We start from the raw sequence: 23,897 nt of genomic DNA, 5'->3' as shown, positions 1-23,897 counted from the left end.
CTCAACTCTCCTTAAAAGTCGTAGCGGTAGCCCACGCTTCCGTTCACGGAGCTGGCTCCGTCCCGGAAGTCCGCGTTGCCGTCCACAAAGACCGTTCCCTGCGTTCCCACAGGCACGCTGAGCCCCGCTCCGATTTGAAGCGCGGTCGTTCCTACCTTGGCCCCCCTCACCGTCTGCATGTAGCCGGGGTTGGCCAGCAGGCCCACATTGGCCTGTCCGCGGCGGTCTCCCATGTCCTGGGCCGCGTTCACTCGGAACTCGGCCAGCGCCTCACGTCCAAAGATGTTGCTGCCTACCAGCCCCATCCAGCGGCCGCCCAATGCTACCGTTCCCGTGGTCAAATCCTGTTTGGCAACGTTCAGGCCCATGTTTCCGGCTCCCGTTTCCGTGTAACCGTCCATACGGGTGGTTACCACCGAGACGTTGGCCAGAGGCTGCAGGATGCTGCTCTTGTCTTCATTCAGATAGACGTCGTAGGTGAGTTCGTACATCGCTCCAAAGCCCCACCCGTTGGTGTCTCCGTGCGTGCCGTAGCTGCCCGCTCCATAATTGACGTTGCGGTTGAGCTTGGCGTCGTTCCAGCCGCCCGTCAGGATGAGCGTGTGGGCCCATCTCTTGCTCTGGTAGCGTCCGAAGAGGTTGACGTAGTAGCTGTCCAGGTGGCCGTCCGCCGTGTCCGCCGCGCTGGCCGTCAGGTCTCCGTAGTTAGCCGTGAAGGCCGCCCCCATCGTGAAGTGGTCGCTGAGGTCCACGTCCATGCCGACGGTTCCGCCCCAGGTGGTGAGCTGGTAGCCGCTTTCATCCCCCTTGGTGTCCAGCTTGGCGTAGGAGCCCGTTCCCTGCACCCACATGTGGAAGTAGGGGAGGTCTTCGTTGATGTAGGCAGGGTTGACGCCCATCTGGTTGGTACGGTTACGTATCCAGGTCATCTGGTCGCGCAGGGCGTCCCGCTGGGCGATGCCCAGGCTCGTCACCGTGCTGCCCGCCGCCGCAGCCATGGCATGCCTGGCGGCGGAGGGGTTGTTCGTCATGTCATTATTGAGGGAGCTCAGGAAGTCCGTAAGCGCCTGGTCCACGGTTCCGTGCCGGGCGGCTTCCCATACCAGGTTGGCGCCCGCCGTGGAGTTGGCCGTATCCGCCACGCCGGCGTAAATATTGTCCGTTTGTTCTTCCGCCTTGAGGACGACTTTATCCCCTTCCTGCACCAGATGCGCATTCTTGTAGTACGTGAGGAACAGGCCGCCTACCGTCAGCGTATTTTCTCCCAGTTGAATGGTTCCGCCCCCGGTGAGTTCCATCAGGGTGAGTTCCATCGGATTGCCGGACTTCCAGGTGATGTTGATTCCCGGAAGGCTGGTCACATGGAAGGAAGCGCCGTTTTCAATGACGATGTCGCCAGAGGACTGGATGAAGGTGGAGACCAGGTCCGCGTCCGTGTTCACCGCAAAGGTGGTGGTGGAACCGCTGCCAAAGGTGGCGCCGTCCACGGTCAGGGTGGTATTGAGCGCCGTCAGCGCGTTGTCACTGGCCTGGACGGTCAGATTGCCGTTGTTCACCAGCTTGCCATAGGAAAGGTGGGCCCCATCCACATCCGCCTTCCCCTGGAGGACCAGGTTCCCGCCGCTGACCGTCAGGTCCGTATCCGCCCCGGAGCTGCGCAGAACCTGCGTGCCCGCGCCGGAGACGTCCAGCGTTCCGGCGCCCAGTGTTCCGTCAAAGGTGTACGTCTGGCCGGAAGCCGCCTGGATATTCAGAGTCTGTCCGTTCAGCGTCAGGGCACCGGAGCCTTTCAGGCCGCCCGCACCGCTGTCCGCTCCCAGGCTCAGGGAACCGCCCAGGTCCAGCACCACGCCGGAAAGCGTACTGTCCGCGGCCAGCCCCAGGGAAGCGCCTTCCGCAAGATGGAGCGTGCCCGTTCCGCTGATTTCCGCATGGGAAAGATTGTCCATAACGCCTGTAAGCGTGAGCGTTCCGCCGGAGCCGATGTCCAGCTTGCCCCCGTTGGCGCCAGTTTCCAGCGTCTGCGCCGTAGCATGGCCTCCAACGCCGATTACCGCAAGGGAACCCGCATCCGCCGAGTCAAGGCGCAGGGCTTCCACATTGGCCGTGCCGTTGAGCTGGAGAGTTCCCTCCTGCGCAATGGCATCCCCCGCCAGCGTCACGTTCCCGGACAGGGTGAGCTTGTTGGCTCCCGTCTTAACGAGGTCCGTGTTGGCTGCCGCGCCGTCCACGCCGCTGATGTTTCCGGCAAAGACGGTATCTACCCCCGTGCCGTCATGGAAAAGGTTGTTTTGCAGCTCAATGCTTCCCTTGTTGTCCGCCGTGTTGGTGACGATGAGGTTGCCCGTGCCCGTCTGGCCCGGATTGGTTCCCGGAGCGGTCAGGTTCTTGATTACCATGGAACCGTCCGACTGGACGTAAAGATCCTGGTCCACGATCACCGCCTGGTAGAAGTTGAGGGACTGGTTCGTGACCGGATTGTCCGCACTGCCCGTGCCGTCCACGGAGGACACGTAAACGAGATTCGTATCACCGGACAGGACGATGCTGCCTCCGTTGACGTCCACAATGCCGAAGCCCAGGGCGGCAAAGAGGGGATTGGCCGTGATGTGGCTCTTGAGGGTTTCAAGGTCCTGCGCAAAGCCGCCGTTGGTGAGCAGGATTTCCAGATTGCCGCCCGCCGTTTTCATGGCATCCATGACGCTGGTGAGGTCCAGTGTGAGCGTGGAGCCGTCTCCGAAGGAAATGCTCCCCAGATTGTCCCCGGTTCCGTTGAACTGGATGAGGGCGTCCGCCCCCGTGAACGGGTCGCCGGAGATGTTGTCAGCGCTCAGGGCCAGGCTGCTGCCCGTCCCGCTGACGGTCCAGGTGGAACCGTTCTTGAGGCCGGTGATTTGCGTGCCTGCCGTGGTGGTGGCTACCATTCCCAGCCTGGAAGCGTCCAGGCCGCCCATGGAGATATTGCCGGAATTGGCAATGGCATTGACATTCACCCGGTTTGTGGCCGTTCCGGCGTAGTTCCCGGCATTTGCCAGGCCGCCGGATTGGATAAGGATGTTGGTTGTGGCGGCTGCATCAGAGAGGTCCAGCGTTCCCCGGGCCAGCGTCAGCGTGCCCGTCAGTCCGTTGGCGCGGTCTCCCACGGCAAAGGCTCCGGTGGTGTTTACCATCAGGCTGCCCGCACCCGTGACGGTTCCGGCCCATGCGGCATTGTCCCCCGTGCCGTCGCCCAGCTGGACCGTGGCGTTCTGCTCAATGCTCATGGCCCCCGTGCTGGTATTCGCACCGGTCAGAATGAGCTTGTCCGTGCCCCGCACGTTCAGACTGGCGGTGTCAATGACATTGCCGGCATAAAGAAGGTCCTTCCCCGTGCCGCTGTAATTGACCCGGAAGGTGCCCGCGCCGCCCAGGGAGGCGGCCTTCAGGAATTCTCCCGTCCCCAGCGTGGCCGCCGCGCCGCCGCTGCCGAAGGACATGACTCCGTTCCCCTGTCCGGAATTCAGGGTACCCGTGAAGCCCGTAAGGTTGCCGGTGAAGAGGACCGTCAGCGTAGGATTCCCCGCCAGCGTCATGCCCAGATTGGCCCCGGCCTCGCCCGTCAGGTCACCCGCCAGGGTAAGCGTCTGGTTGGAGTTCCCGTTCAGCCAGCCGCCGCCGGCCGCTACATGGATGTCTGCATTCACCGGATTGGCGGAATCACTGACAAAAAAGCCGCGGCCGTCCAGTTCCAGGCTGGCCCCGCCGATTGCGGCGGCATTGGCAAAGCCCACTTCATTCCACGCGGCATTGGTCCCGGCGCCCACCAGTCTCATGGTGCCGGTAAAGCCGCTGTTGTCACCGGTGACGGAATAGCGGCCGCCCCCGGGGTTGGCTCCCCCTTCCTTATGGCCCAGAACGAGGGTGCCGGCTCCGGTGATGCGGCCTGAAAGGGTATCCGTGTTGACGGTGTTATGGGCCCGGTTATCCCGGATTTGAAGTGTTGCATTTTCTGCGATGGAGATATTGCCGCTCCAGGTACGGGTGGCGCTGTTGGCGCCGATGTCATAGAACAGGGTTCCTCCGCTGACGGTGATGGCTCCAGTGAAGGTGCCGTCCAGCGTCGTGCTGATGGTCAGCATGCCTCCGCCGAGCTTCACGATTTCCCTGTTGCCCAGATCCTGGGTATAGGTGGTCCAGGCAACGTCGTTGCCATTGGTGTCCACCCGGACGGCGGCCGTACTGGCCGCGGCGTCAATGAGGCCGGAAATGTCCTGTGCGGCTCCCGTTCCGTACATGAACGTGCCTCCGGCAAAAATAAGCTTGTTGGTTGCCACCAGGCCCGTCGTGCCGTCCGTGGTCCCCGCCGTGTTAAGCACCAGCGTGCCCCCGGCCAGGGTTACCGTTCCCGTGCCCAGGCCCTGGACGGCGTTCAGGTTGAGGGTGCCGGCGGAGATAGTCGTACCGCCGGAGAAGGTGTTGGTTCCCGTGTTTTCAATGGTCAGCTCCCCTTCCCCCCGTTTGACGAGCGCCACCGGAGAGGCCCCGTCCACAAGGGCACCCGTGCCCGTGAAGGTATAAGCCGTATCCGTATTATTGACGGTAACGCGGGCGGCTGAAACGTCGCCGTCCAGCGTAACGGAGGAAGCGGCCACCCCCGCCAGGTCTTCAAAGTTGGCGGACTTCGTGGCGTCATAGGCCACAGCCGTTCCGTCCTTGTCCAGCCAGATGGCTTCCCCGCCGGACACGGTCCAGGTTCCCGCCGCGCCGCCGTTCCAGTTAAGGGCTTCCCCCAGCGCCTTCACGCGCAGGTAAAGCGTGTTTCCCATCAGTTCCAGAACATAACTGTAATCACCGGAAAGCCCGGCGGAATCAAAGGTAAAGTTGTTTGCCGTGAGCGTGCCGAAGCTGTCCGCGGTGATCAGCCTGTAGTCATTCTCCATGGTCTGGTCCACCCCGCTGATGGTCAGGGTCAGCGTTCCCTCCGAATTGAAGGAGAGTGTGCCGCCCGACTGAATGACGGAAGCGCTGGCGGAATTCATCCCCGTCAGGTCCATGGTCAGCCCGGAAGCCTGGGACAAGGTCATGTTGCCCGCGGAGGTAAGCCGTGCTCCGGCGCCCAGGGTAATGGAGTTGCCGAAGGTGACGCCCCCGGCCAGCCCGAAGCTGAGCTCTCCGCCGGAGACCGTCAGCGCATTCGCAAAGCCGGCGGCGGAACTCAGCGTCAGCTTGCCCGTGCCGCTCTTGGTAAAGGCGCCCCGGCCATCCAGCACCGTTGCGTTGGCAATAGCGGCGTCCGTTCCTTCCCCGGCGGAAATCTCGTCAAACCCGGAGACTGTGGCATTCGCGAACATGTCCGCGCGCGTCACGCCGTTCAGGTTCAGCACGCTTTTGGTAACGGTATCCCCCCGGCCCTGTCCGGAAATGGACGTGGTTCCTGCGAAGGTGGCCGTATTCCCTTCAATGGTCACATTGGCCAGCGTCGTTTCATGCCCGGTACCGTTGACTTTCTGGCCGCCCGCATAAATCGAGGTATCCGTAAAAGAACCTCCCTTGATGGTCAGGTTGGCTTCTCCGATGGTAACCTTGGCGGAGGCCAGGCCGCGCTCCACATACGTTCCTGCGGATATCTGGGCTCCGTTAAACGTGCCTCCCTCCAGAATGACATTGGTGGTGCCGATGTTGGCCGCAATGGTTGCGGTCCCCGTTCCGTTAATGAAGGAACCGCCCCATATCTGGCCCGTGTATGTTCCGGATTTAATCGTCAGGTTGGTGGAGCCGGTAATATTGGCTGTGCTCGCTCCGGTTTCCACCCAGCTTCCTCCCGCGATTGTGTGCGTTACGGAACCCTCCCCAAGATCCAATGTCATATTGGTATCACTCAAATTCCAAGTAGACGTATTTACCCGGGTTCCTGCAAAAATCTTCTTGGTAGAGTCTCCGGAAAAAGTCCCCCCTGAAATAACGGTTCCAGATCCCTGGGCAAAGATGCTCTCTGCAAAGGTTCCGCCTGTAATCTTAATAGAAGCAGACGAATTAGCGGCAATACTGGGGCCAGCTGCTCCGGTCACCCCATCAGACAAGCCATAGACATTGGCATTAAACTGGCCTCCGGTAATGATCAACTTGGCTGTATAAGCATCAGTTCCATTTCCGAACTGAACGTAACCCCTCCCCAATAAGGCAACAATGCCGTTAAACGTTCCTCCGTCCAGGTTCAGGGAAACATTGCCGACAATGTTTGCTTTCACTGATTGAGCTCCACCCCCGCGCGTTGATCCGGCCGTCACCATCTGGGCAAAAGTGCCGCCGTCAATTGTAAAAATCACATCTCCCGTATGCAGAAATGACTCCTGCCCCAATCCTATGCACCAGCTGCTGTTTGGGTTGCTAACTGAAACGCCGCTCCAGTTTCCCCCATGAATATTGACCCTGTAGGTTCCAGTTGTCTGGAAAGCATTCAAGTCATTCCCGTCCCCTATGATGGAAAACCCGTTAATCGTGTCTGCATTCTGATCCACATTCACTGTAAAATCCCCGGGAATTATCCGGGCATTATTGGACCATATCATGAAATTTTGATTGGGGGTGCCATTAAGAAAGGATGTCCCCGCACCGATGTTGATCGTAAAATTGCATGGATTTTCAATGGTAATGCCTTCTCCGGCATTTCCGGCTACATTATACACCTGAATTCCGGTGTAAGTCCCCCCCTCCAAATTCAATGTACGTTCATAGCCGCCTTCGTAAGTGCCTGGAGCCGTAATATCCGTTAAATAGATGGTGCCGGGCGATTCAGCCTGAGTCACAGGGTCCCCTGCCGGAGGCGTAATCGTATACTGGTCATCGGCAAAGGAAATGGTCGTTTCCCCATTGCCCGTTAATGTATAGGCGGACCATGACGGAGAAATGAAACAGGCCAGAAGAGCGGACAGGAGAGTCAGGGGCAGGTGCGGTCGCATAAACTATAACGTGTTGATAATGAATATTAATTATTTACCAGACTATATTGTTAGTAATAATTAACGGATTTAAAATCCGGAGTCAATGACAATTTTTAAGGCCAAGCGCTTTAGGGCAGATGAATGGCTGGAGGGATGAAGCAGGAGAGGAGAGGCAGCGTCCGTTTCAAGTACGGGCATTATCAGTATTTTAACCATTATCTGGCCTCATTCATGAACATTTCCGGATTTTAAATCCGCCCAAACATTGCCCCACTTCTTCCATCCATCGGGGACTGCATGCAGGAAAAAGTGATTTCTTGTCTTGCATTCCCATGGAAGTGCCTGTATAAGCCTCCACGTCCCCGCCTGCAAGGCAGGAACACAGCATTCAAGGTCAGGGAGCGGTAGCTCAGTTCGGTTAGAGCGCCAGCCTGTCACGCTGGAGGTCGCGGGTTCGAGCCCCGTCCGCTTCGCCACCTTGTCCAGAAGAAACAGCCGCCTCCGGGCGGCTTTTTTGTTCCCGGAAAGCCCGGGACCTGAAAACAGGCAGCCCAGCGGGAATGTTTTACTGGAAAAGGAGGCCGCAACCCGGTAGAATAGGAGCCAGCATTACAATCATGAGCATACTTTCGGACCGCCTTTCCGAGGAAATACTGCAAGCCCGCCAGCGTGTTTACACCGTTGGCGAACCAACTCCTCTTCAACGATTGAATCTGCCGGGCATCAAGGCCCCGGTGTACGCCAAGAGGGAGGACCTGGGACCCATCCGGGCCTATAAATGGCGCGGAGCGTTCAACTGCATGGCCGCACTGAGCCAGGAAGCGCGGGACAAGGGCATTGTGGCGGCCTCCGCCGGCAACCACGCCCAGGGCGTGGCCCTGGCGGCCAGCGTCCTGAACTGCCATGCCACCATTTTCATGCCCCGTTCCACGCCGGAAGTGAAGCAGACGGAAGTGCGCCGCCATGGCGGGAAACACGTGAAGATCATGCTCCACGGGGACTGTTATGACGAGACGGCGGCCGCCGCCCATGAGTACGCGGAAACCCACGGAAGCACCTTCGTGCACCCTTATGACGACCTGGTGACCATGGGGGGCCAGGGAACGCTGGCGGATGAAGTGATTATGAGCGGGGAAGGACCGTTTGACCGCGCTTATGTAGCCATCGGCGGGGGCGGACTGGCCGCAGCCGTAGCCTGCTGGCTGAAAAAATTCTGGCCGGACATCAAGGTGATTGGCGTGGAAGGCGTGGACCAGGCCTCCATGAAGACCTCCATGGAGCAAAACCACCGGGTGAATCTGGATTACGTGGACGTGTTTTGTGACGGCACCGCCGTCCACATTCCCGGAGAACTGACCTATCCCCTCTGCCGGGAGCTGATTGACGAGTTCGTAACCGTCACCAACAACGAGGTATGCCAGGCCATCAGGGCCATGTGGGAGTCCTCCCGCGTGGTGCCGGAACCCTCCGGAGCCATGAGCCTGGCCGGATTCCTGAAACAATGGAACCAGGGTGAAGTGAAGCCGGATGAAAAGAGCTTCGTGGTCATCTCCGGCGCCAACATGGATTTCACCCACCTCACCCAGATTGCCCGCCAGGCGGGCATCGGCAACCATGAAACGCGCTACCTGCGCATTTCCATGGACTCCAAGCGCGGGCAGGTGCTCAAGTACCTGCGCCACATTCCGCAGGATACCACGCTGGTGGACGTGCAGTACGGCAAGACGGAAGGGGCCGCCCAGTATCCCGTGTTCGGCATTGCCGCTTCCGACGAGGATCTGGACACCATCCGCACGACGCTGAAGAAGAAGGGAATTCAGTTTGAGGACATCAGTGAGGATGACGACGTGCGCTTCCGCATGATTCACTACCAGGCGGAGCTGTGCCAGCACCCCCTGTTCGTCCACATTGAATTTCCGGAACGCGCCGGGGCCTTTCTTGACTTCATGGAGCGCATCGCGGACCTGGCCTCCCTCTGCTACTTTAACTATACTTATACCGGGGAACGCGTGGGCCGCGCCCTGGTGGGCATGGAGTTTGATTCCGCGGAAGACCGGGAGACCATCAGGGAACGCATGGGCGCCTTTTCCAAGAATATCATCCGGTCCATCCGGGAGATTTCTCCGGAGGCGTTCAACCGGATCATGGGAAGTAAATAGTTAATAATTAACAGGTAATAGTTAATATTCATTAACTATTACCTGGTGTTTCTCCTTCCATGCTTCCCCCCGTTATCCTAGCCTCCCAGTCACCGCGGCGGCGCGATTTGCTGGCGAAGGCCAGCGTGCCTTTCTCCATCGTCATCCGGGATACGGAGGAGTTGAAAGATGCCGCCCTGCCTCCGCGGGAACTCTGCCTGTACAACGCCAGAGCCAAAGCGGAAGCGGTGTTCCGGGAACATCCGGATTCCACCATCATCGGCGCGGATACGCTCGTTTTTCTGGACGGCCTTCCCCTCGGCAAACCGCAGGATGCGGAGGAAGCCCGCACCATGCTCCGGATGCTCTCCGGGCGCACGCACCACGTGTGCACGGCGGTCTCCATCCAATCCCCCCTGGGAATGAAGGATATGGCCGTTCTGACGGAAGTCACCTTCCGGACACTGGCGGAGGAAGATATCCGCCGTTACATGGAACTGGTGGACGTGATGGACAAGGCCGGGTCCTACGCCTTCCAGGAACATGGGGAGATGATTATTTCCTCCGTGCGCGGTGATACGGACAACGTGATCGGCCTGCCTGTCGGGGACGTCATGAAGTGCCTGCGCACCTGGGGCTATTGAGCATCCAGCTTGCGCCGGCCTCCTTCATCAGGGATCCATTCTGCGGGTTCCCCGCCATCAAAGGGGAATCATTTTTCCGCCCGGAATGAACTGAGCTTGTTATAGAACGCCACGGGGAGCACGGCTTCCAGCAGGGTGCCTTCCTCCACATATTCCGTGGAGAGAACCTTGCCTTCACTGTGCATGGCGGCCACCAGGTCGCTCCGGGTGTAGGGAATCAGGAAGCTGGCGCGCCGGACGCGGCTTTCCAGCATTTCCACGCAGGCGTCCAGCAGGTCTTCCGCGCCCTGTTCCTCCTGCACGGACATGGGTATCACCCTGCCGTTGAAGTGGGGTTTCAACAGGGCTTCCAGCGTGTGGCGCTTCTCTTCCGGGACAAGGTCCACCTTGTTCAGAACCACGATCATGGGCTTGTCCCCCGCGCCCAGCTCGCTGAGCACTTCCAGCGTGGTTTCATAATGGCGCACGGCTTCCGGGTCGGAGGCGTCCACCACCTGCACCAGGAAATCCGCCAGCACGGCTTCCTCCAGCGTAGACTTGAAGGCCTCCACCAGACGGTGGGGGAGGTTGCGGATGAAGCCCACGGTATCCGTCAGCAGCAGGGGCTGGCCGTGCGGAAGTTCTATTTTCCGCGTCGTGGTGTCCAATGTGGCAAAGAGCATGTCCTTCGCCATGACCTCCGAGCCGGATACCAGGGACAGCAGGGAGGATTTTCCGGCGTTGGTGTACCCCACGATGGCAGCCGTGGCGATCGCCTGGCGTTCCCGTTCCTTGCGTTGCGTGGCGCGCTGCCTGATGACCAGGGCCAGTTCCTTCTGAATGGCCTCAATCCTGGCGCGCGCCAGGCGGCGGTCCACTTCAATCTGCTTTTCGCCTTCGCCCCTGGCGGCTCCGCCGCCGCCCTTCCCGCCCCCGGAACCGCCGCCCTGGCGGTCCAGGTGGTTCCACATGCGGGCCATGCGGGGGAGCGAGTACTGCATGCGCGCCAGTTCCACCTGGAGGGTGGCCTCCCGCGTGCGGGCGCGCCGTGCAAAGATGTCCAGAATGACCTCTTCACGGTCAATCACGCATTCGTCGATCAGCCGTTCCCATTCCCGCTGCTGGGAGGGGGAGAGCATGTTGTCAAACACCACGCAGTCCGCCCGGCAGTCCAGGGCCAGCTGCCTTACTTCCTCCGCCTTGCCGGTGCCGCACAGGAATTTGGCGTGCACGTCACGGGATTTAACCAGGTGCTTGCCTACAATGCCTATGCCGAGGTTGGAGACAAGGTCTTCCAGCTCGTCAAGCATGGCCTGTTTCTCCCCGGCCTCGGAGGGGTCAAAGTAGATGGAAACGAGCATGGCCCGTTCCACCATTTCCGGTTTTTCGCGGATTTCAAACATGGCGGCCGGTTAACGGAATTGCTTGCTGGAGGTGGGCGTGTAGTCCTTCAGCGCGAAGTCCGCATGCTTGTGACAATCACAACCGCATGAAGAGAGGAAGCAGGCAGTACATGCCAGCGTCAGAAAGCTGATCAGTCTCATGCGGCTATGAGAGCCGCACAGAGTACCCTAGGCAAGCAAATTTTACTGCATGCGCGGCGTTTTCCCCACAGGATCGGGGTCCGGAGTCCTTTCCATGGATGATTCCTCCAGGGTCATCACGGCTTTCCTCCCGGCTTCCGGCCAGGGCTGCGCGATGTTAATGGAGAAAGGAACAGTCAGGTCATAGCGGAGATCGCCCACGGTTCCGGATTTCACAGCCGTCCCCATGACTTTTCCATCTTCCAGCTTCAGGGCGCCGCACTGCACCACGGAATGCCCCACGTAATCGTCCGGGGCGGCCTCCGGAAAGTCTTCAGCCAGCCTGCACAGGAGGATGGACATGTCAATGTCCGCGGCCTTGCCGGTTTTCAGGTCACACATCTTCAGGACAAAAGTGGCGTTGTCCGTCTGAATGCCGATCACGACCCGTCCGGAAGGTTCATCCACAATGATCTTGTTGAGGGAATTCCCGGAAGGCAGCTTGAAAGAGGCCGCCTCCCGCCCCTCCCGGAGAAAGACGACCTTATCCATGGAATCCCCCAGTTGGGGGCCAAAGAAAGAAACGCTCCAGCCTCCGGGCAAAACACCGGAATAGTAGGGACTGGCGGGAACGGCAGCATCAGCGGACGGGCCTAAAGGGAAAAGCGGCAGGAAAAGCGCGGCAAGAATAAGAGATTTTTTCATAACCAGCATGGCACTCATTTTCCCTGTACCACTCCCCCCGCCGGACGGCAAGTTTTTTCAATACAATTATTTACTCCTCATCCGGGGGTTCTTCCTCCTCATCCAGGCTGCTCATCCACAGATTCCATTTTTCAATGAAGGAGCGGTCCATCTGGAGCAGGGCGTTTTCCTGCTGGGTGGGGGAAATGGTTTCCGTCAGGCTGCCGAAGATAAGAAGCGGCTTGGAATACGTATCCGCCAGGGAAGCAAATTCCGCAGGCTGCTTCTGGCGGCATTCCCGTGCCAGGGCGTACAGGGAATTGAACGGAAGTTCATTCCAGCTCACCTGGTACGCGTCACTACCTTCCCGGCTGTCCTGCGGTTCCACGGTCAGCAGGTGGCCCTTGATCCCTGTCAGCCGCACTTTGGAGCCGTCTTTCAGCACAAGGTTTTTCCCGGGCTTCTTTTCCAGCAGGCCGGGCAAGATTTTCTCCATGCGGGTAAACAGAGGCCGCATCTGGTCCGTCATTTCCCGGCGCGCAGCCAGCCTGGCCTTCACCGCCGGAGAAGACACCACGCCCTCCGCCGCAAGATAGGCGGCGGAGACCTTTTCATAATCACCCGTTTTCTTCATGATGCCAGCCGCTTCCCGGCAGACGTCCTCATAGCTTCTGGACTGCGCGGCCAGCAGGGCTTCCCTCCTCTTTTCCTCCTCCTGCGCTTTTTTCCTTTCCTCCTCCTCTTTCAGTTTGGCCATTCTCACGGCTTCCGCCGCCTCCCAATCCCGCGCCGTCTGGTACTGCATTCTCAGATGGTCCAGGATCCCCTCCAGCGCGGCATAGGCCGGAGGCATGGAGGCTACTTCCCCATTCATCATCTGTTCCCGCAGAAAGTCCGCGGCGGCCTGTTTGGCCTCCACCTCCGCCACCGTCTTTTCCGGCATGTCCTGGAGGCGTTTCAGGCGGTCGTACTGCGCGGTATACGGCTTCAGGTTGCTGAGCCATGCGGAAGCCAGTTCACGGATATTTTTCTCCCGGTCATCCGCGGCCTCAGCAGCCACCCGGTCCAGAAAGGAGCCGTATTCCGGCCATTTACCGGCCAAGTACCAGGATTTCAATGCCATGCCCGCGTAGTAATGCACGGCCAGGTCAGAGCTGGACCGCAGCCCCGGCATTCTGGAAGACCAGTCCCCGGAGCCCAGGTACATGACCAGGTTGCCCACGTCCCGTGCGCGTTCCAGCTCCGCCGGGTCCTTGCAGGCCTCCACTTTTCTGGACAGTTCCTCCAGCCGTTCCACCCCTTCCGGGAACTGGCCGCGCGCCCACAGGCACAGAACCTGGTTCAATCCGGCCCAGAGGGAGGTGGAAAGGGGACAGTCCGGCTGGTCCGCCAGGTCACCGAACATGGCGGCGGCTTTCACTATATCTCCCCGGTTGAGGGATTCCTGGGCTTCATTGAACAGGTTGCCGAAGCGGATGCTGCGTTCCAGCCGGGATTCCGCCCCTGCCCAGTCCTCCGGAGCCGTTCCTTTCCCGGCGGTGGGGGGAAGCGCCGGAGGGGATGAGGCGCGGGATGCGGTCCGCCCCTGCTGCCATGCGGCCCACCCCCAGATGCCGAGGCCCAGCGCCACGACGGCGGCAACGGAGGAGACGGCGATGATACGGCATTTCCTGCGCCGGGCGCGGCGGTTCTCCGCCGCACGCCGCTCTGCCCAGGTGAGGCCGGATTCCTGCATGGCCCTGTCATATTCCCCCAGGGCCTGCTCCACGGCATCCATCAATTCCGGATAGGAGGAGAACCGGTCCTCCTTATTAAAGGACATCAGCTTGTCCACGATGAAGCAGGTCATCGGGGAGATGTCATTGACCACCTGGTCCAGGCGGGGAAGGTTTTTTTTGGTCTCCAGAAGAACATCGGAAGACTGAGAGGCATCCACGCGCGGAGGAGCGCCCACCAGCATATGGTACATGGTGGCTCCCAGCGCGTACATGTCCGTCCGGAAGTCTTCCTCACCCCGCAGCAGCGTTTCCGGGGCGGCGTAATACGGGGTAACCCATATTTCACGTTCCACGTCGGACTCACTGTGAAGGAGGGACAGGCCGAAGTCCACGATTTTGGCAACTCCGTCCGGAGACTGGAGGACGTTGGCCGGCTTAATGTCCCGGTGCATGAGGCCCGCATTCCAGGCGGCATCCAGCCCGCGCACCATGTCCAGCGTCAGGCGCAGCACCTTGTCCTCCGGCACGCGTTCCTCCGCGGTAATCAGGGAGTCTAGGCCGCTGCCCTCCACCAGTTCCATGGCAATGTAAAAAAGCCCCTGGTCATGCCCCACGGCATAAATCTGCACCAGGTTTTCATGAGAGACCCGCGCCATGATCTGGGCCTCCCGCTCAAAGCGCTCACTGCGCAGGGCATCCCCGGCATAGGTATCATTCAGCACCTTCAGGGCCACCTCGCGCCCCAGCACGGAGTCCTGCGCACGGTACACCACGCTCATGCCGCCCTTCCCCAGCTTTCCGGTAATCCGGTAGGGCCCCATGCGCGTTTTCACGCGCGTCAGCGCCTGGCAGCCCGGGCAGATGGCATTGGCATACGGCGGGAGCTGGGAGACGTCCATGGCCTGCCCGCATTCCGGACACTCAATGATGTTGTCTTGCTGGGGGTTCATGAATGCGGGAGGAAAAAGGAAGGGGAAAATCGGCGGCGCGGAGTTGTTTCCGCCTATCCGGAAAAAGCTCCCCTCCGAACAAGAGCAGGGAGGGACCCCGTACAGAGCCCCTCCCGCAAATTTTCAGTTCTCCTGTCAGGCCAGGGCCGGCAGGGAGGCAGCCGCTACGGCCTGGCCGTGGCGCTTGGTCTTTTCATCCGGCACGCGAAGCTGGATTTTCAGCTCGGGGAACTCCGTGCGCAGCACTTCTTCCGCCTTGTCAATGATGATCTGGCCGCCGTCTCCGGAAGCCACACGGCCCAGGAAGAGCAGGTTGCGGAGGTCATAGAACCGGGCGTAGTGGGCGATGGCATAGCCAAAGTGCACGCCGATGGTTTCATAGATCTTGCGGGCGCGTTCGTCGCCTTCCGCCATGGCGGCCTGAACCTTCTTGAGCTGTTCCGGGAAGGGCATGCCGTCAAACTGGAAGCCCGCACGGGGAGCCAGACGGGCCACGGCCTGCTGGGAGAAGTAAAGGGCGCCTACGCCCATGTCCTTGGACCATTCGTCCACGCCGCCTTCTTCAGAGTAATCCACGGGGGCGAAGGCCAGTTCATTCAGCCAGGGCTTGATGTGGCCTTCCGGGTCCACGTAGCCGGCGGCCTCGGAGGTGCCCATGGCCACGCCCAGAACGGCGTTGTCATTCATGCCCATGGCTCCGGCGAGGGCGGTGACTTCACCGTCATTCACCACTTCAAAGGGGATGTTGTTCCATTTTTCCTTCTGGAGGGTGCGGAACACCTTGCCGAGGGTCTTTTCAATGTCTTCCTGGCTGACGCCGCGGAAGAGGGAGGAGGTGCGCACTTCGCTGTTGATGATCACGCCGGCGGAGGAACCGCCAATGGCGTCCACGCGGGGAAGATGGGCGGCGGCACGTTCCAGGGAGTCCTGGATGCCTTCAATGTGGTACTGAGGGTCTTTCTGGAAGTAGGGGTCCCAGACCACTTCTTCAGAGTAGACCACCTCGCCGTTGACCACGGCGGCGCACTTGCGGTCGGAACCGCCCAGGTCAAAGCCGATGCGGTAGCCGTCCAGGTTGCGGCCCAGGGTCATGGAGCCGGAGTATTCCGCAGGGAGGTCTTCCACGGCCACCTTCTTCACTTCAATCGGGGAGCCGTAAATTTTCTTGCCGATGAAATCCCAGTCAAATTCGCGGGCGCCGCCCTTGCAGTAGCGGGAGGCCAGCATGTCCGCAATGGCGTCATCCCCGGCGACGAGGATGATATTGCCGCCCTTCTGCCACAGCAGGAATTTCACGATGCGTTCCACATATTTCTCATTCAGGGCAACGTTTTCCCCGGTGTGGGGAAGCAGCTTGCCGGACCAGCGGAAGCAGGTTCCGTCATTGCGGGTCAGCGCGATGTCCACTTGATGAGAAGCAGGATCGGCGGCAGCTTTGGCTTCAAAAGCTTGATTCCAAAGGATGGCCGGCACGAAGCCGGGGTCCAGCACAGGCGTGATTTTGGGTTGAATGTTCATGGCAATAATCCGTTGGAAACGTAGCATACCCGCTTTTCGTTGAAAAGTATTCATTCCCTTTCCCTGTGATTTTTTTTGGCCCGTGCAGGCGGATAGCTCACTTTCTGCTGGAAAATTGCCGTGTTTTCACTAAAGAAGCAGGAGCCCTTTTTTCCGGCGTGGCTCTCCGGAGGACCGGCCCACTCCACGCACACATGTTCCATGAATGAATTAACGGACCAGCTTATTACCCTGTTTTCCTCCGCCCTGATCGCCGTCATGTTCATCACTCTGGCCGTGGGAGTGTTCCGCCAGGCCCAGGAGCCGAATATCCGGCGCCCCCTGAAATGGCGCGTCCCCGTGGACCATCTGGACATGCTGGACATCGCCATGTGCGGCATCATCGTCCTGTATTTCAGCATGGGGGCGCTGATGGCGGCGGCCACGCCTCCCGGCGCGTCCGCACCGCCCACCACCACAAACATGGAGCTGGACGGGTACAAGATTTTCAACGGCACATGCCTGAACCTCATCCTGGCCTTCGTCCTGCTGGTGCGCATGTTCCACACGGGCAGAATGGAGGCTCTGGGGCTGAAAAAACATTCCCTGAAAGCCCTGGTTTACGCCCCCGTGGCGGGCTACCTGCTGGTGCTGGTCATCCACTTCCTGCTGGACCGGGCAGGCCTGTTCCTGTGGATTGAACAGGTTACGCACGCTCCGGCGGAACAATCCATCGTCTCCGTGCTGAGGAATTCCAGCGACATTCCCCTGATTACGGTCATCTGCTTCAGCGCGGCCATCGCGGCCCCGCTGGTGGAAGAGCTTATCTTCCGCGGCTACCTGTATCCGATCATGAAGAAGTACACAGGCGCCTGGTTCGCCCTGGTCACCACGTCCCTGCTCTTCGGCATCATCCACGTCAGCCTGGTGCCGTTCATCCCCCTGGCTATCTTCGGCGCCATGCTGGTGCTGCTGTATGAATACACGGGCACCCTCTGGACGCCCATCATCGCGCACTGCATTTTCAATACCGCCACCCTGATCAACATTCTTTACCCCGGCGTCCTCCTGCCCTATGGCACCTGATCCCACCATCCGGCAGACGGGGGAGGACGCGCTGGTGGCCCGGCTTCTGCCCCTGATGCCTTCCAACTCCGCCCTGGTGACGGGACCGGGGGACGATTGCGCCGTGACGCGGAGTTCCGGCGAACGCCAGCTGCTCCTGAAAACGGATTGCGTGGTGGAGGGCATGCACTTCCTGCCCGGCACGGATCCCGAACTGATCGGCAGAAAAGCCCTGGCACGGGCCGTCTCAGACGTTGGAGCCATGGGCGGCACGCCCCTTCACGCCCTGGTAACCCTGTTTGTGCATGCGGACCGCCCCGTCTCCCAGGTAGAAGGGATTTACCGGGGAATGGGACGGATGGCGAAACAGTTCGGCATCAGCATTGCCGGAGGGGAAAGCTCCGGCCTGCCCACAGACGGCCTGATCATCAGCGTGGCGCTGACCGGGGAGGTTCCGGAAGGAAAGGCCGTCCTGCGCAGCACGGCACAGCCGGGCGACCTGATTGCCGTGACGGGCGTGCTAGGCGGCAGTTTCCCCACGGGGCACCATCTTTCCTTCATGCCGCGGGTCAGGGAGGGCGCCATTCTGGCCGCCTCCGGCGTGGCCACCGCCATGATGGACCTTTCCGACGGGCTGGGAACCGACCTCCCCCGGCTGGCGAAGGCTTCCGGACTGGGCTTCCGCATTCATGAAGAACTCCTGCCCGTGCGCCCGGGATTTACGGCGGCCCAGGCCATAGGTGACGGGGAGGATTATGAGCTGCTGGTGACGTTGCGCCCCGGCGACCGCGAGCGGGCCGTCCGGCTGGCAGCGGAGCATTTTCCTGAAACGCCCTTCACCGTCATCGGGGAAATGACCGCGGAACCCTGCTCCGCACTTCCGGCGGGCTACAGGCATTTCCACTAACGGCATTAAGGAAAAACCGTGGGGAAGCCAATGCAAGACGCCTGCGGAACTATTCCGCCGCCTTTTCTTCCTCCTTCTCCTGCTGCATGTAGGGCAGGAGCTGTTCATACGTGTCCCGGCCCAGGTAACGCTTGATGGAACGCTCCGGCGTTTTGAAAATATCCACCAGGATCAGGCAGTCCAGCACGTCGCCGAAGTGCTTGTCCACGCTGAAGGACAGGATTTTTCCGTTCAGCTTCAGGTACTGGCGCAGCAGCACGGGAATTCCCTTGCCGTCCTCTTCAATGTCCGCCACCAGCTGGGAAAGCCCCTGCGCATCCGTCAGGCCGATGGGGAGGATGCAGGATTCCGACCTCTTCAGGTCCGCCTTGCGGGGCGGATTGTAGGCCTTCACCTCATGCACCAGCACGGGTTCCATTTCATGCGCCTTCAGGTAGGAAACGATGAGGGCGCGGGAAAGGTTGGTGTAATCACGGGAAATGCTTACCGTGCCGAACAGGTAGCGGTAATGATGGTTGCGGGCCATGAACTGGCCGATGCCCTCCCAGATGAAGCCGAGGGCCAGCGGCCTTTTCTGGTATTCCGGCACGATGAAGGCGCGCCCCATTTCCAGGGAGCGGTCCAGCACCTTCAGGGCGGCGGGGGAAAAGGAGAAGTATTCCCCGTTATACAGCCCTTTCACGCCGTAGCGGGCAATGATCTTGTCCGTCTCCCCCATGCGGTAGGCGCCCACAATCTTCCGGTGGGTGCGGTCCCACAGAAACAGGTGCTTGTAATGATTGTCATACGTGTCCAGGTCGCACGCCTTGCCGGAACCCTCCCCCACCTGGCGGAAGGTGTATTCCCGCAGACGCCCTATTTCAATCAGGATATTGGGGATTTGCAGGGCGTCCGCCACGTACACGTCCCAGTCTCCGTTCTCCTGGCGGGCATGCAGGCATTCCGGGGGCAGCGCGTCAATCTCCGCCTGCATGTCCTGCACGGAAACGGGGGAAATCAGCGTGGCCATCTTCGCCTTCCGGTCCTTCTTGTGCACATGGGGACGGCGGCTTTTTTCATAACTCTTGCCCAGCAGGTAGGTGCGCAGGCGCAGATGGGAGACCATGGCTTCATCAGAATCATACTGCCCAAGCTGGCTGAACGGAATGGGCTTGCCCACCACAATGCGGTGCGTACGGCGGCCGTCACGCCCCACCTCACGGGGAAGGAAGGCCACGCGCGCCTTGCGGTTGATCAGGGAAACGCCCTGGAACAGCAGGCTGTTGCGCCCCGGGAAATACACGGGCACCACCGTCGCCTTCGTCATGCGGATAATGGCGGCGATGTTCGTGTTCCAGGGATCGTCCGTCACCCTCTTGTGGGCCAGCGAAAAGCTGGAGGCCGTGCCGGCGGGGAAAATGCCCAGCACGCCGCCCTTCCGCAGCCAGGAGATCATCTGGCGCATGCCGGAAAGGTTCTTGCGCTTGGCGTTTTCATCCTCGTAAACGTCCACCTTGATGAGCCAGGGCTCCAGCTCCTGGCACAGGGAAAGCTGCTCGTTGGCCAGGATGCGGACATCCTCCCGCACGCGCGTGAGCAGCTCCCCGAACATGATGCCGTCCGACAGGCCGTGGGGATGGTTGGCGACCACGACCACCGGGCCCTTCTTGGGGATATTTTCCAGGTCCCCAGGACGGAGCTGCAATTTCAGGTTCAAGTGCCTGGAGGCAAGCTGGAAGAAATTCTCCGGGGAGCCGGACTCCTTGTCGCGCACAATCTTGTCGTACGCCTTGTTCAGGCGTTCCAGGCCCAGCAGCTTTTCAGCAGACGCCGCCACCAGCGAAGGCAGACGCGTGTTTTCGTCCAAAATATCTCGGATGTCCACCATCTTCGGGTGTTTGAGCTGGGCCATGCCCCGCTGTATAACGAATTTACAGGAAAAAGTGAAACTCTTTTTGCACTGCCGTCCGGAACGCGGTCTTGATTTCCACAGGGCGCAAAGTTACAATCCAAGCGGCTTTAGCCCCCATTTCCAACATAGAAGACACTCATGCACCCAGCCATCGCCATTGACGGCCCCGCCGCATCCGGAAAATCCACCGTCGCCAAGCTCATTGCGGACCGCCTCGGCTACACGTTCATCAACACCGGAGCCATGTACCGGGCCGTCACCTGGTACATGCTGGAACAGGGCATTAACCCGGCGGATACGGTCGCCGTGCTGGCCGCCCTGCCCTCCGTCCCCCTCTCCTTCGGCAAGGACGGCAGCCGCTCCGTGGTACTGTGCGGGGAACATGTGCTGGGTGAAGAACTCACGCGGCAGCAGGTCAACGACCACGTCTCCACCATTGCGGCCATTCCGGAAGTGCGCTCCCTGCTGGTGGAACGGCAGCGGGAATACAACCGCCGGGAACCCGTGGTCATGGAAGGCAGGGACATAGGCACCGTGGTCTTTCCGGATACGCCGTTCAAGTACTTCGTCACCGCCTCCGAGGAAGTGAGGGCCGCCCGCCGCGCCGCAGAAGGCCTGACGGACTCCATCGCGGAACGTGACCGCAAGGACTCCTCCCGCGCCACGGCCCCGCTGGCGCAGGCGCCGGACGCCCTGCTGGTGGATACATCAGACATGACGATTGACCAGGTCGTCCACTTCATTACGGATAACATTCAACAAAAACTCGCCGCCAGATGAACTCCTTCTACTGGGTTTTCTACACGCTTTTCAAAAGCATCTCCAAAGCCTTCTTCTCCTGGAAGGTCGTCAACCGGGAAAAGCTGATTGAAGACGGCCCCGTGCTCATTGTCAGCAATCACCAGAGCTTTCTGGACCCTCCCATGCTGGGCATCTCCTATGAGGAGGGCATCTATTTCTTCGCCCGCAAGACCCTGTTCCAGGGCATCTTCAAGTGGGCTCTTCCGCTTTGCCAGGCCATCCCCATCGACCAGGAAAACCCGGACGCCGCCAGCCTCAAGCACGTGATACGCCTGCTGAAATCCGGCAAGCGCGTGCTCGTCTTCCCGGAAGGCTCCCGCACGCCGGACGGTGAAATACATGACGGCATGGGAGGCATCGGCCTCATCCTGAGCAAGACGAAAGTACCCGTGCAGCCCCTGCGCATCAGCGGGGCGTATGAAGCCTTTCCCATCGGCTCCCACTTCCCCAGAATCCATCCCGTCACGGTCACGGTGGGGGACCCCATCCCCTTCACTCCGGCGGAACTCAACGCCAAAGGAAAAGAGGCGTACCAGCATCTGACGGACAGGATCATGGACGCCATCCGCGCCCTTCCTGCGGAATAATCCCCTTTCCCGGCCCCATGATTTCCAGGCTGAAATTAATGGACTTCCGCTGCTACGGGAGCTTCTCCTGGCAGATTCCGCAGCAGGGGGCCATCATCCTGGGAAACAACGCGCAGGGGAAAACCAGCCTGCTGGAGGCCGTCTGCTTCCTGCTCCGCCTGCAATCCCCCCGCACCGCCCGGCCCGGTCCTCTGGCGGCCCACGGCAAACAATCCTTCGGCATTCGCGGGGAACTGTCGGGGCAGATCAGGCGCATCCTGTGGGCCCCTGAAGCTCCGGACCTCCGTGTGAACGGCGAACCGCGCAAGGACCAGCGCAGCTACCTGGCGGACAGCTACCCCGTGGTCTGGCTGGGCAATGACGATCTTTCCCTGGTCCAGGCCGGAGCGGACGCCCGCAGAAAATACATGGACTTTCTGGGCAGCCAGTGGCACCCTGGCTACAGGCTGGCCCTGTTCAGCTACCGGAAAGCTCTGAAAACGCGCAACTACCTGCTTAAACACAGGCATAAGGACAGGCTCCAACTGGACGCGTACACCCAGCAGCTTGCCCTGTACGGCACGGAACTGAGGAACCTGCGCGCCAGCCTGCTGGCGCTTCTGGCTCCCCATATCGCCCTGGCCTACCGCAACATCGGAGGAAGGGAGGAACAGGCCGCCGTCACCTACCGCGCCGCCGAGGAAGGGGACCTGTACGAACGGCTGTGCGCCGGGGTGGACCGGGACATCCGGTACGGACAGACCCAGAACGGCCCGCACCGGGACGACCTGGACATCACGCTGAACGGCAGAAGCGCCGCCCAATTCGCCTCGGAAGGGCAGCAGCGCACCATCGCCATCTCCATGAAGCTGGCGCAGTCCTCCCTGCTTACGGAGGAAACGGGCCACACGCCCATTCACCTGATTGACGACGTCTTCGGAGAGCTGGACCCCACGCGGCGCGTGGCCTTTCTCCAATCACTCCCGGCGGACGCCCAGAGCCTCATCACCACCACCCATCTGGACTGGCTGCATGACGCCCCGTGCCCGCTGCCGGCCTTCCGGCTGGAGGACTCCACCCTCAAGCCGGTCTGAACACGGCCTGGCTGAAAAAGGAACCGCCCGGGCTCCCTATTCCTTCACCCATACGTTCAGTATCTCCACAATGTACATCTTGTGGAAATCCCCGGCCGCATACCATTCCGGCACAATGGTCTTGTCCAGAAAAGCTTCCGGATTCAGAGCCTCCGCGTACAGCTTGCGGCATTCCAGCACCAGGCGCGCTTCCGCAAAGCTCACGTTGCCGTTCTCCGTTACATGCGGAGTCAGCCTGGAGGCGGCCACCTTGTCCGTATCCCGCCCACTGGTGGTGCCGCAAACGGTCAGGGCCTTATGGTACTCATGACTGAAGAAGGAAAGCGTGAACTCCTCCCCGGCTTCAATGAAGCGGAAGGTATGGCGCTGGGGCCGGATGACCACGAACGCCACGGGCTTTTTCCACATGAAGCCCAGGCCTCCCCAGCTGGCCGTCATCATATTGAAATGCTCCGGCGTTCCAGCCGTCACCAGCATCCAGTCGTGCCCGATCAACTGCATGGCATTATCCCGAATCTCCTTTGGATCAATCTTTTTCATCGTGGTTTCTAACGTTCGTTCGCCTATCATCCTACACCTCCGCGCCCATATGTCAAAGCCGCGCCGCGGCTGGGATGACGCGGAAAAGGCGCCCCCCGCCCTTCCGGAAACACCCTTCCTTTGGAGTTGCATTTCCGAATTGGCGGCCCTAGCATTTCCGGGATGAACTATACCGCGCTGGAAGACAAGCTGGGTTACCGCTTCAAGAACCCGGACCTGCTCGTGCAGGCCCTGACCCACCCCAGCACGGACAGCAAGCCGGAAACGCGCCGGACGTATGAACGCCTTGAATTCCTGGGAGACGCCATTTTACAGCTGGCCGTCACCCAGTACCTTTACCACCAGATGCCCAAGTCTCCGGAAGGGGAGCTGACCCAGCTGCGCGCACGCACCGTCAGCCGCGCCAACCTGGGCAAATACGGCTACATCCTGGGGCTGGACAAGTACATTTCCCTGGGAAAGGGGGAAGAAAGAGCCGGAGGCCGGGGAAAGAATTCCATCATTGCCAACACGTTTGAATCCGTCTTCGGGGCCATGTCCCTGGATTCCGATTATGAAACGGCCAAGGCCGTGGCCCTGCGCGTTCTGCATGAGGCGCTGGACTCCGCGGCCAGCCACCCCAAGGAGATCAACCCCAAAGGGGAACTCCAGGCCATCCTCCAGGCCATCCTGCCGGAGACGCCCTCCTATGAAACGGAGGAACGGGGACAGCGGGAAGCGGAGGACCGCTTTGAATCACGCGTACTCTGGCACGGGCACGTGATCGGCCATGGCCATGGAGCCAGCAAGCGGAAGGCGGAAGTGGAAGCCGCCGCGGTTGCCCTTTCCGCCAAGGAATGGCTCCGCATTACCCTGTAACTTTTAACGGTCCGGGTGGCTATTTTGTCACCCTTAAGCCTTGGACAGCCCTGTGGCTGGTTTGATAGACAGAAGCCGTCTCCGTGAGGAAGAACCTTCCCCGGAAGATCTTCTCACAGACA

The 23,897-nt window shown here is 60.4% G+C and carries 17 protein-coding genes and 1 tRNA gene; 10 read left to right on the top strand and 8 right to left on the bottom strand.

The genetic code is table 11. From position 1 onward, the window contains the following. Positions 1 to 11: 11 nt before the first annotated feature. On the bottom strand, positions 12 to 5,846 hold the full coding sequence (locus HHJ06_RS01360) for an autotransporter domain-containing protein (protein WP_215427013.1): 5,835 nt from the start codon (positions 5,844 to 5,846) through the stop codon (positions 12 to 14). 549 nt (positions 5,847 to 6,395) lie between these two features. On the opposite strand from HHJ06_RS01360, the gene HHJ06_RS01355 reads away from it, so the two are divergent. The 4 genes from HHJ06_RS01355 (at position 6,396) to HHJ06_RS01340 (ending at position 9,702) form a co-directional block, all read left to right on the top strand. Then, entirely contained in the window at positions 6,396 to 6,752 is a 357-nt protein-coding gene (locus HHJ06_RS01355) for a hypothetical protein (protein WP_215427012.1), read from the top strand. Positions 6,753 to 7,318: 566 nt separating this feature from the next. Then, positions 7,319 to 7,396, top strand: a tRNA-Asp gene (locus HHJ06_RS01350). Between the two features lie 141 nt (positions 7,397 to 7,537). Next, a complete protein-coding gene (locus HHJ06_RS01345) occupies positions 7,538 to 9,079 on the top strand; it encodes a pyridoxal-phosphate dependent enzyme (RefSeq protein WP_251841352.1) in 1,542 nt (513 codons plus the stop codon). A gap of 59 nt (positions 9,080 to 9,138) precedes the next feature. Then, positions 9,139 to 9,702 carry a Maf family protein gene (locus HHJ06_RS01340; RefSeq protein WP_215427010.1) on the top strand — a complete coding sequence of 188 codons (564 nt, stop codon included), beginning with the start codon at positions 9,139 to 9,141 and terminating at the stop codon, positions 9,700 to 9,702. Between the two features lie 68 nt (positions 9,703 to 9,770). Here HHJ06_RS01340 and hflX read toward each other — a convergent pair whose 3' ends face one another. From hflX to HHJ06_RS01320, 5 genes are all read right to left on the bottom strand, one after another. Next, positions 9,771 to 11,084: a GTPase HflX gene (gene hflX, locus HHJ06_RS01335; RefSeq protein WP_215427009.1), complete on the bottom strand. Its 1,314-nt coding sequence runs from the start codon at positions 11,082 to 11,084 to the stop codon at positions 9,771 to 9,773. A gap of 9 nt (positions 11,085 to 11,093) precedes the next feature. Next, positions 11,094 to 11,225, bottom strand: a complete 132-nt coding sequence (locus tag HHJ06_RS11820; protein WP_286010576.1) for a hypothetical protein — start codon at positions 11,223 to 11,225, stop codon at positions 11,094 to 11,096. A gap of 42 nt (positions 11,226 to 11,267) precedes the next feature. Continuing rightward, positions 11,268 to 11,756, bottom strand: coding sequence for a hypothetical protein (locus tag HHJ06_RS01330; protein ID WP_215427008.1), 489 nt, complete (start codon positions 11,754 to 11,756; stop codon positions 11,268 to 11,270). 223 nt (positions 11,757 to 11,979) lie between these two features. Further along, positions 11,980 to 14,556 carry a serine/threonine-protein kinase gene (locus tag HHJ06_RS01325; protein ID WP_215427007.1) on the bottom strand — a complete coding sequence of 859 codons (2,577 nt, stop codon included), beginning with the start codon at positions 14,554 to 14,556 and terminating at the stop codon, positions 11,980 to 11,982. A gap of 135 nt (positions 14,557 to 14,691) precedes the next feature. Next, positions 14,692 to 16,074, bottom strand: a complete 1,383-nt coding sequence (locus HHJ06_RS01320) for an ROK family protein (RefSeq protein WP_215427006.1) — start codon at positions 16,072 to 16,074, stop codon at positions 14,692 to 14,694. A gap of 201 nt (positions 16,075 to 16,275) precedes the next feature. Between HHJ06_RS01320 and HHJ06_RS01315 the strand changes: the two genes are divergently transcribed. Next, positions 16,276 to 17,139 carry a CPBP family intramembrane glutamic endopeptidase gene (locus tag HHJ06_RS01315; protein ID WP_215427005.1) on the top strand — a complete coding sequence of 288 codons (864 nt, stop codon included), beginning with the start codon at positions 16,276 to 16,278 and terminating at the stop codon, positions 17,137 to 17,139. Continuing rightward, the gene (gene thiL, locus HHJ06_RS01310) at positions 17,129 to 18,025 is read left to right on the top strand and encodes a thiamine-phosphate kinase (RefSeq protein WP_215427004.1); all 897 of its coding nucleotides are present in this window, start codon (positions 17,129 to 17,131) and stop codon (positions 18,023 to 18,025) included. The genes HHJ06_RS01315 and thiL overlap by 11 nt, the downstream gene beginning before the upstream one ends. A 49-nt stretch (positions 18,026 to 18,074) precedes the next feature. Here the strand turns inward: thiL and HHJ06_RS01305 are convergent, their stop codons facing one another. Further along, positions 18,075 to 19,916: a lysophospholipid acyltransferase family protein gene (locus tag HHJ06_RS01305; protein WP_215427003.1), complete on the bottom strand. Its 1,842-nt coding sequence runs from the start codon at positions 19,914 to 19,916 to the stop codon at positions 18,075 to 18,077. Between the two features lie 138 nt (positions 19,917 to 20,054). Here HHJ06_RS01305 and cmk point away from each other — a divergent pair, with 138 nt between their 5' ends. Genes cmk through recF form a run of 3 tightly spaced genes read left to right on the top strand, consistent with a single transcriptional unit; the run spans position 20,055 to position 22,377 of the window. Then, positions 20,055 to 20,696 (top strand): (d)CMP kinase, encoded by a 642-nt coding sequence (cmk, locus tag HHJ06_RS01300; protein WP_215427002.1) that lies wholly within the window; start codon positions 20,055 to 20,057, stop codon positions 20,694 to 20,696. Next, the gene (locus HHJ06_RS01295; protein WP_215427001.1) at positions 20,693 to 21,304 is read left to right on the top strand and encodes a lysophospholipid acyltransferase family protein; all 612 of its coding nucleotides are present in this window, start codon (positions 20,693 to 20,695) and stop codon (positions 21,302 to 21,304) included. Before cmk ends, HHJ06_RS01295 begins: the two co-directional genes overlap by 4 nt. A 17-nt stretch (positions 21,305 to 21,321) precedes the next feature. Next, complete coding sequence (recF, locus tag HHJ06_RS01290) at positions 21,322 to 22,377, top strand: DNA replication/repair protein RecF (RefSeq protein WP_215427000.1); 1,056 nt, start codon at positions 21,322 to 21,324, stop codon at positions 22,375 to 22,377. A gap of 36 nt (positions 22,378 to 22,413) precedes the next feature. Here the strand turns inward: recF and HHJ06_RS01285 are convergent, their stop codons facing one another. Then, positions 22,414 to 22,917 carry a flavin reductase family protein gene (locus HHJ06_RS01285; RefSeq protein WP_215426999.1) on the bottom strand — a complete coding sequence of 168 codons (504 nt, stop codon included), beginning with the start codon at positions 22,915 to 22,917 and terminating at the stop codon, positions 22,414 to 22,416. 162 nt (positions 22,918 to 23,079) lie between these two features. Here HHJ06_RS01285 and rnc point away from each other — a divergent pair, with 162 nt between their 5' ends. Further along, a complete protein-coding gene (gene rnc / locus HHJ06_RS01280; RefSeq protein WP_215426998.1) occupies positions 23,080 to 23,775 on the top strand; it encodes a ribonuclease III in 696 nt (231 codons plus the stop codon). The last annotated feature ends 122 nt before the right edge of the window (positions 23,776 to 23,897 follow it).

It is taken from the genome of Akkermansia muciniphila (genome assembly GCF_018709685.1).
In the GTDB taxonomy this organism is placed as follows: Bacteria; Verrucomicrobiota; Verrucomicrobiia; order Verrucomicrobiales; family Akkermansiaceae; genus Akkermansia; species Akkermansia muciniphila_E.
Note: the sequence above shows the minus strand (reverse complement) of the source record. Positions and strands in the feature narration are given on the sequence as shown.

Coding starts and splice junctions, on each gene's coding strand:
- HHJ06_RS01360 (WP_215427013.1), bottom strand. CDS start 5,846: ATGACATTGGATCTTGGGGAGGGTTCCGTAACGCACACAATCGCGGGA.
- HHJ06_RS01355 (WP_215427012.1), top strand. CDS start 6,396: ATGAATATTGACCCTGTAGGTTCCAGTTGTCTGGAAAGCATTCAAGTC.
- HHJ06_RS01345 (WP_251841352.1), top strand. CDS start 7,538: ATGAGCATACTTTCGGACCGCCTTTCCGAGGAAATACTGCAAGCCCGC.
- HHJ06_RS01340 (WP_215427010.1), top strand. CDS start 9,139: ATGCTTCCCCCCGTTATCCTAGCCTCCCAGTCACCGCGGCGGCGCGAT.
- hflX (WP_215427009.1), bottom strand. CDS start 11,084: ATGTTTGAAATCCGCGAAAAACCGGAAATGGTGGAACGGGCCATGCTC.
- HHJ06_RS11820 (WP_286010576.1), bottom strand. CDS start 11,225: ATGAGACTGATCAGCTTTCTGACGCTGGCATGTACTGCCTGCTTCCTC.
- HHJ06_RS01330 (WP_215427008.1), bottom strand. CDS start 11,756: ATGGATAAGGTCGTCTTTCTCCGGGAGGGGCGGGAGGCGGCCTCTTTC.
- HHJ06_RS01325 (WP_215427007.1), bottom strand. CDS start 14,556: ATGAACCCCCAGCAAGACAACATCATTGAGTGTCCGGAATGCGGGCAG.
- HHJ06_RS01320 (WP_215427006.1), bottom strand. CDS start 16,074: ATGAACATTCAACCCAAAATCACGCCTGTGCTGGACCCCGGCTTCGTG.
- HHJ06_RS01315 (WP_215427005.1), top strand. CDS start 16,276: ATGAATGAATTAACGGACCAGCTTATTACCCTGTTTTCCTCCGCCCTG.
- thiL (WP_215427004.1), top strand. CDS start 17,129: ATGGCACCTGATCCCACCATCCGGCAGACGGGGGAGGACGCGCTGGTG.
- HHJ06_RS01305 (WP_215427003.1), bottom strand. CDS start 19,916: ATGGCCCAGCTCAAACACCCGAAGATGGTGGACATCCGAGATATTTTG.
- cmk (WP_215427002.1), top strand. CDS start 20,055: ATGCACCCAGCCATCGCCATTGACGGCCCCGCCGCATCCGGAAAATCC.
- HHJ06_RS01295 (WP_215427001.1), top strand. CDS start 20,693: ATGAACTCCTTCTACTGGGTTTTCTACACGCTTTTCAAAAGCATCTCC.
- recF (WP_215427000.1), top strand. CDS start 21,322: ATGATTTCCAGGCTGAAATTAATGGACTTCCGCTGCTACGGGAGCTTC.
- HHJ06_RS01285 (WP_215426999.1), bottom strand. CDS start 22,917: ATGAAAAAGATTGATCCAAAGGAGATTCGGGATAATGCCATGCAGTTG.
- rnc (WP_215426998.1), top strand. CDS start 23,080: ATGAACTATACCGCGCTGGAAGACAAGCTGGGTTACCGCTTCAAGAAC.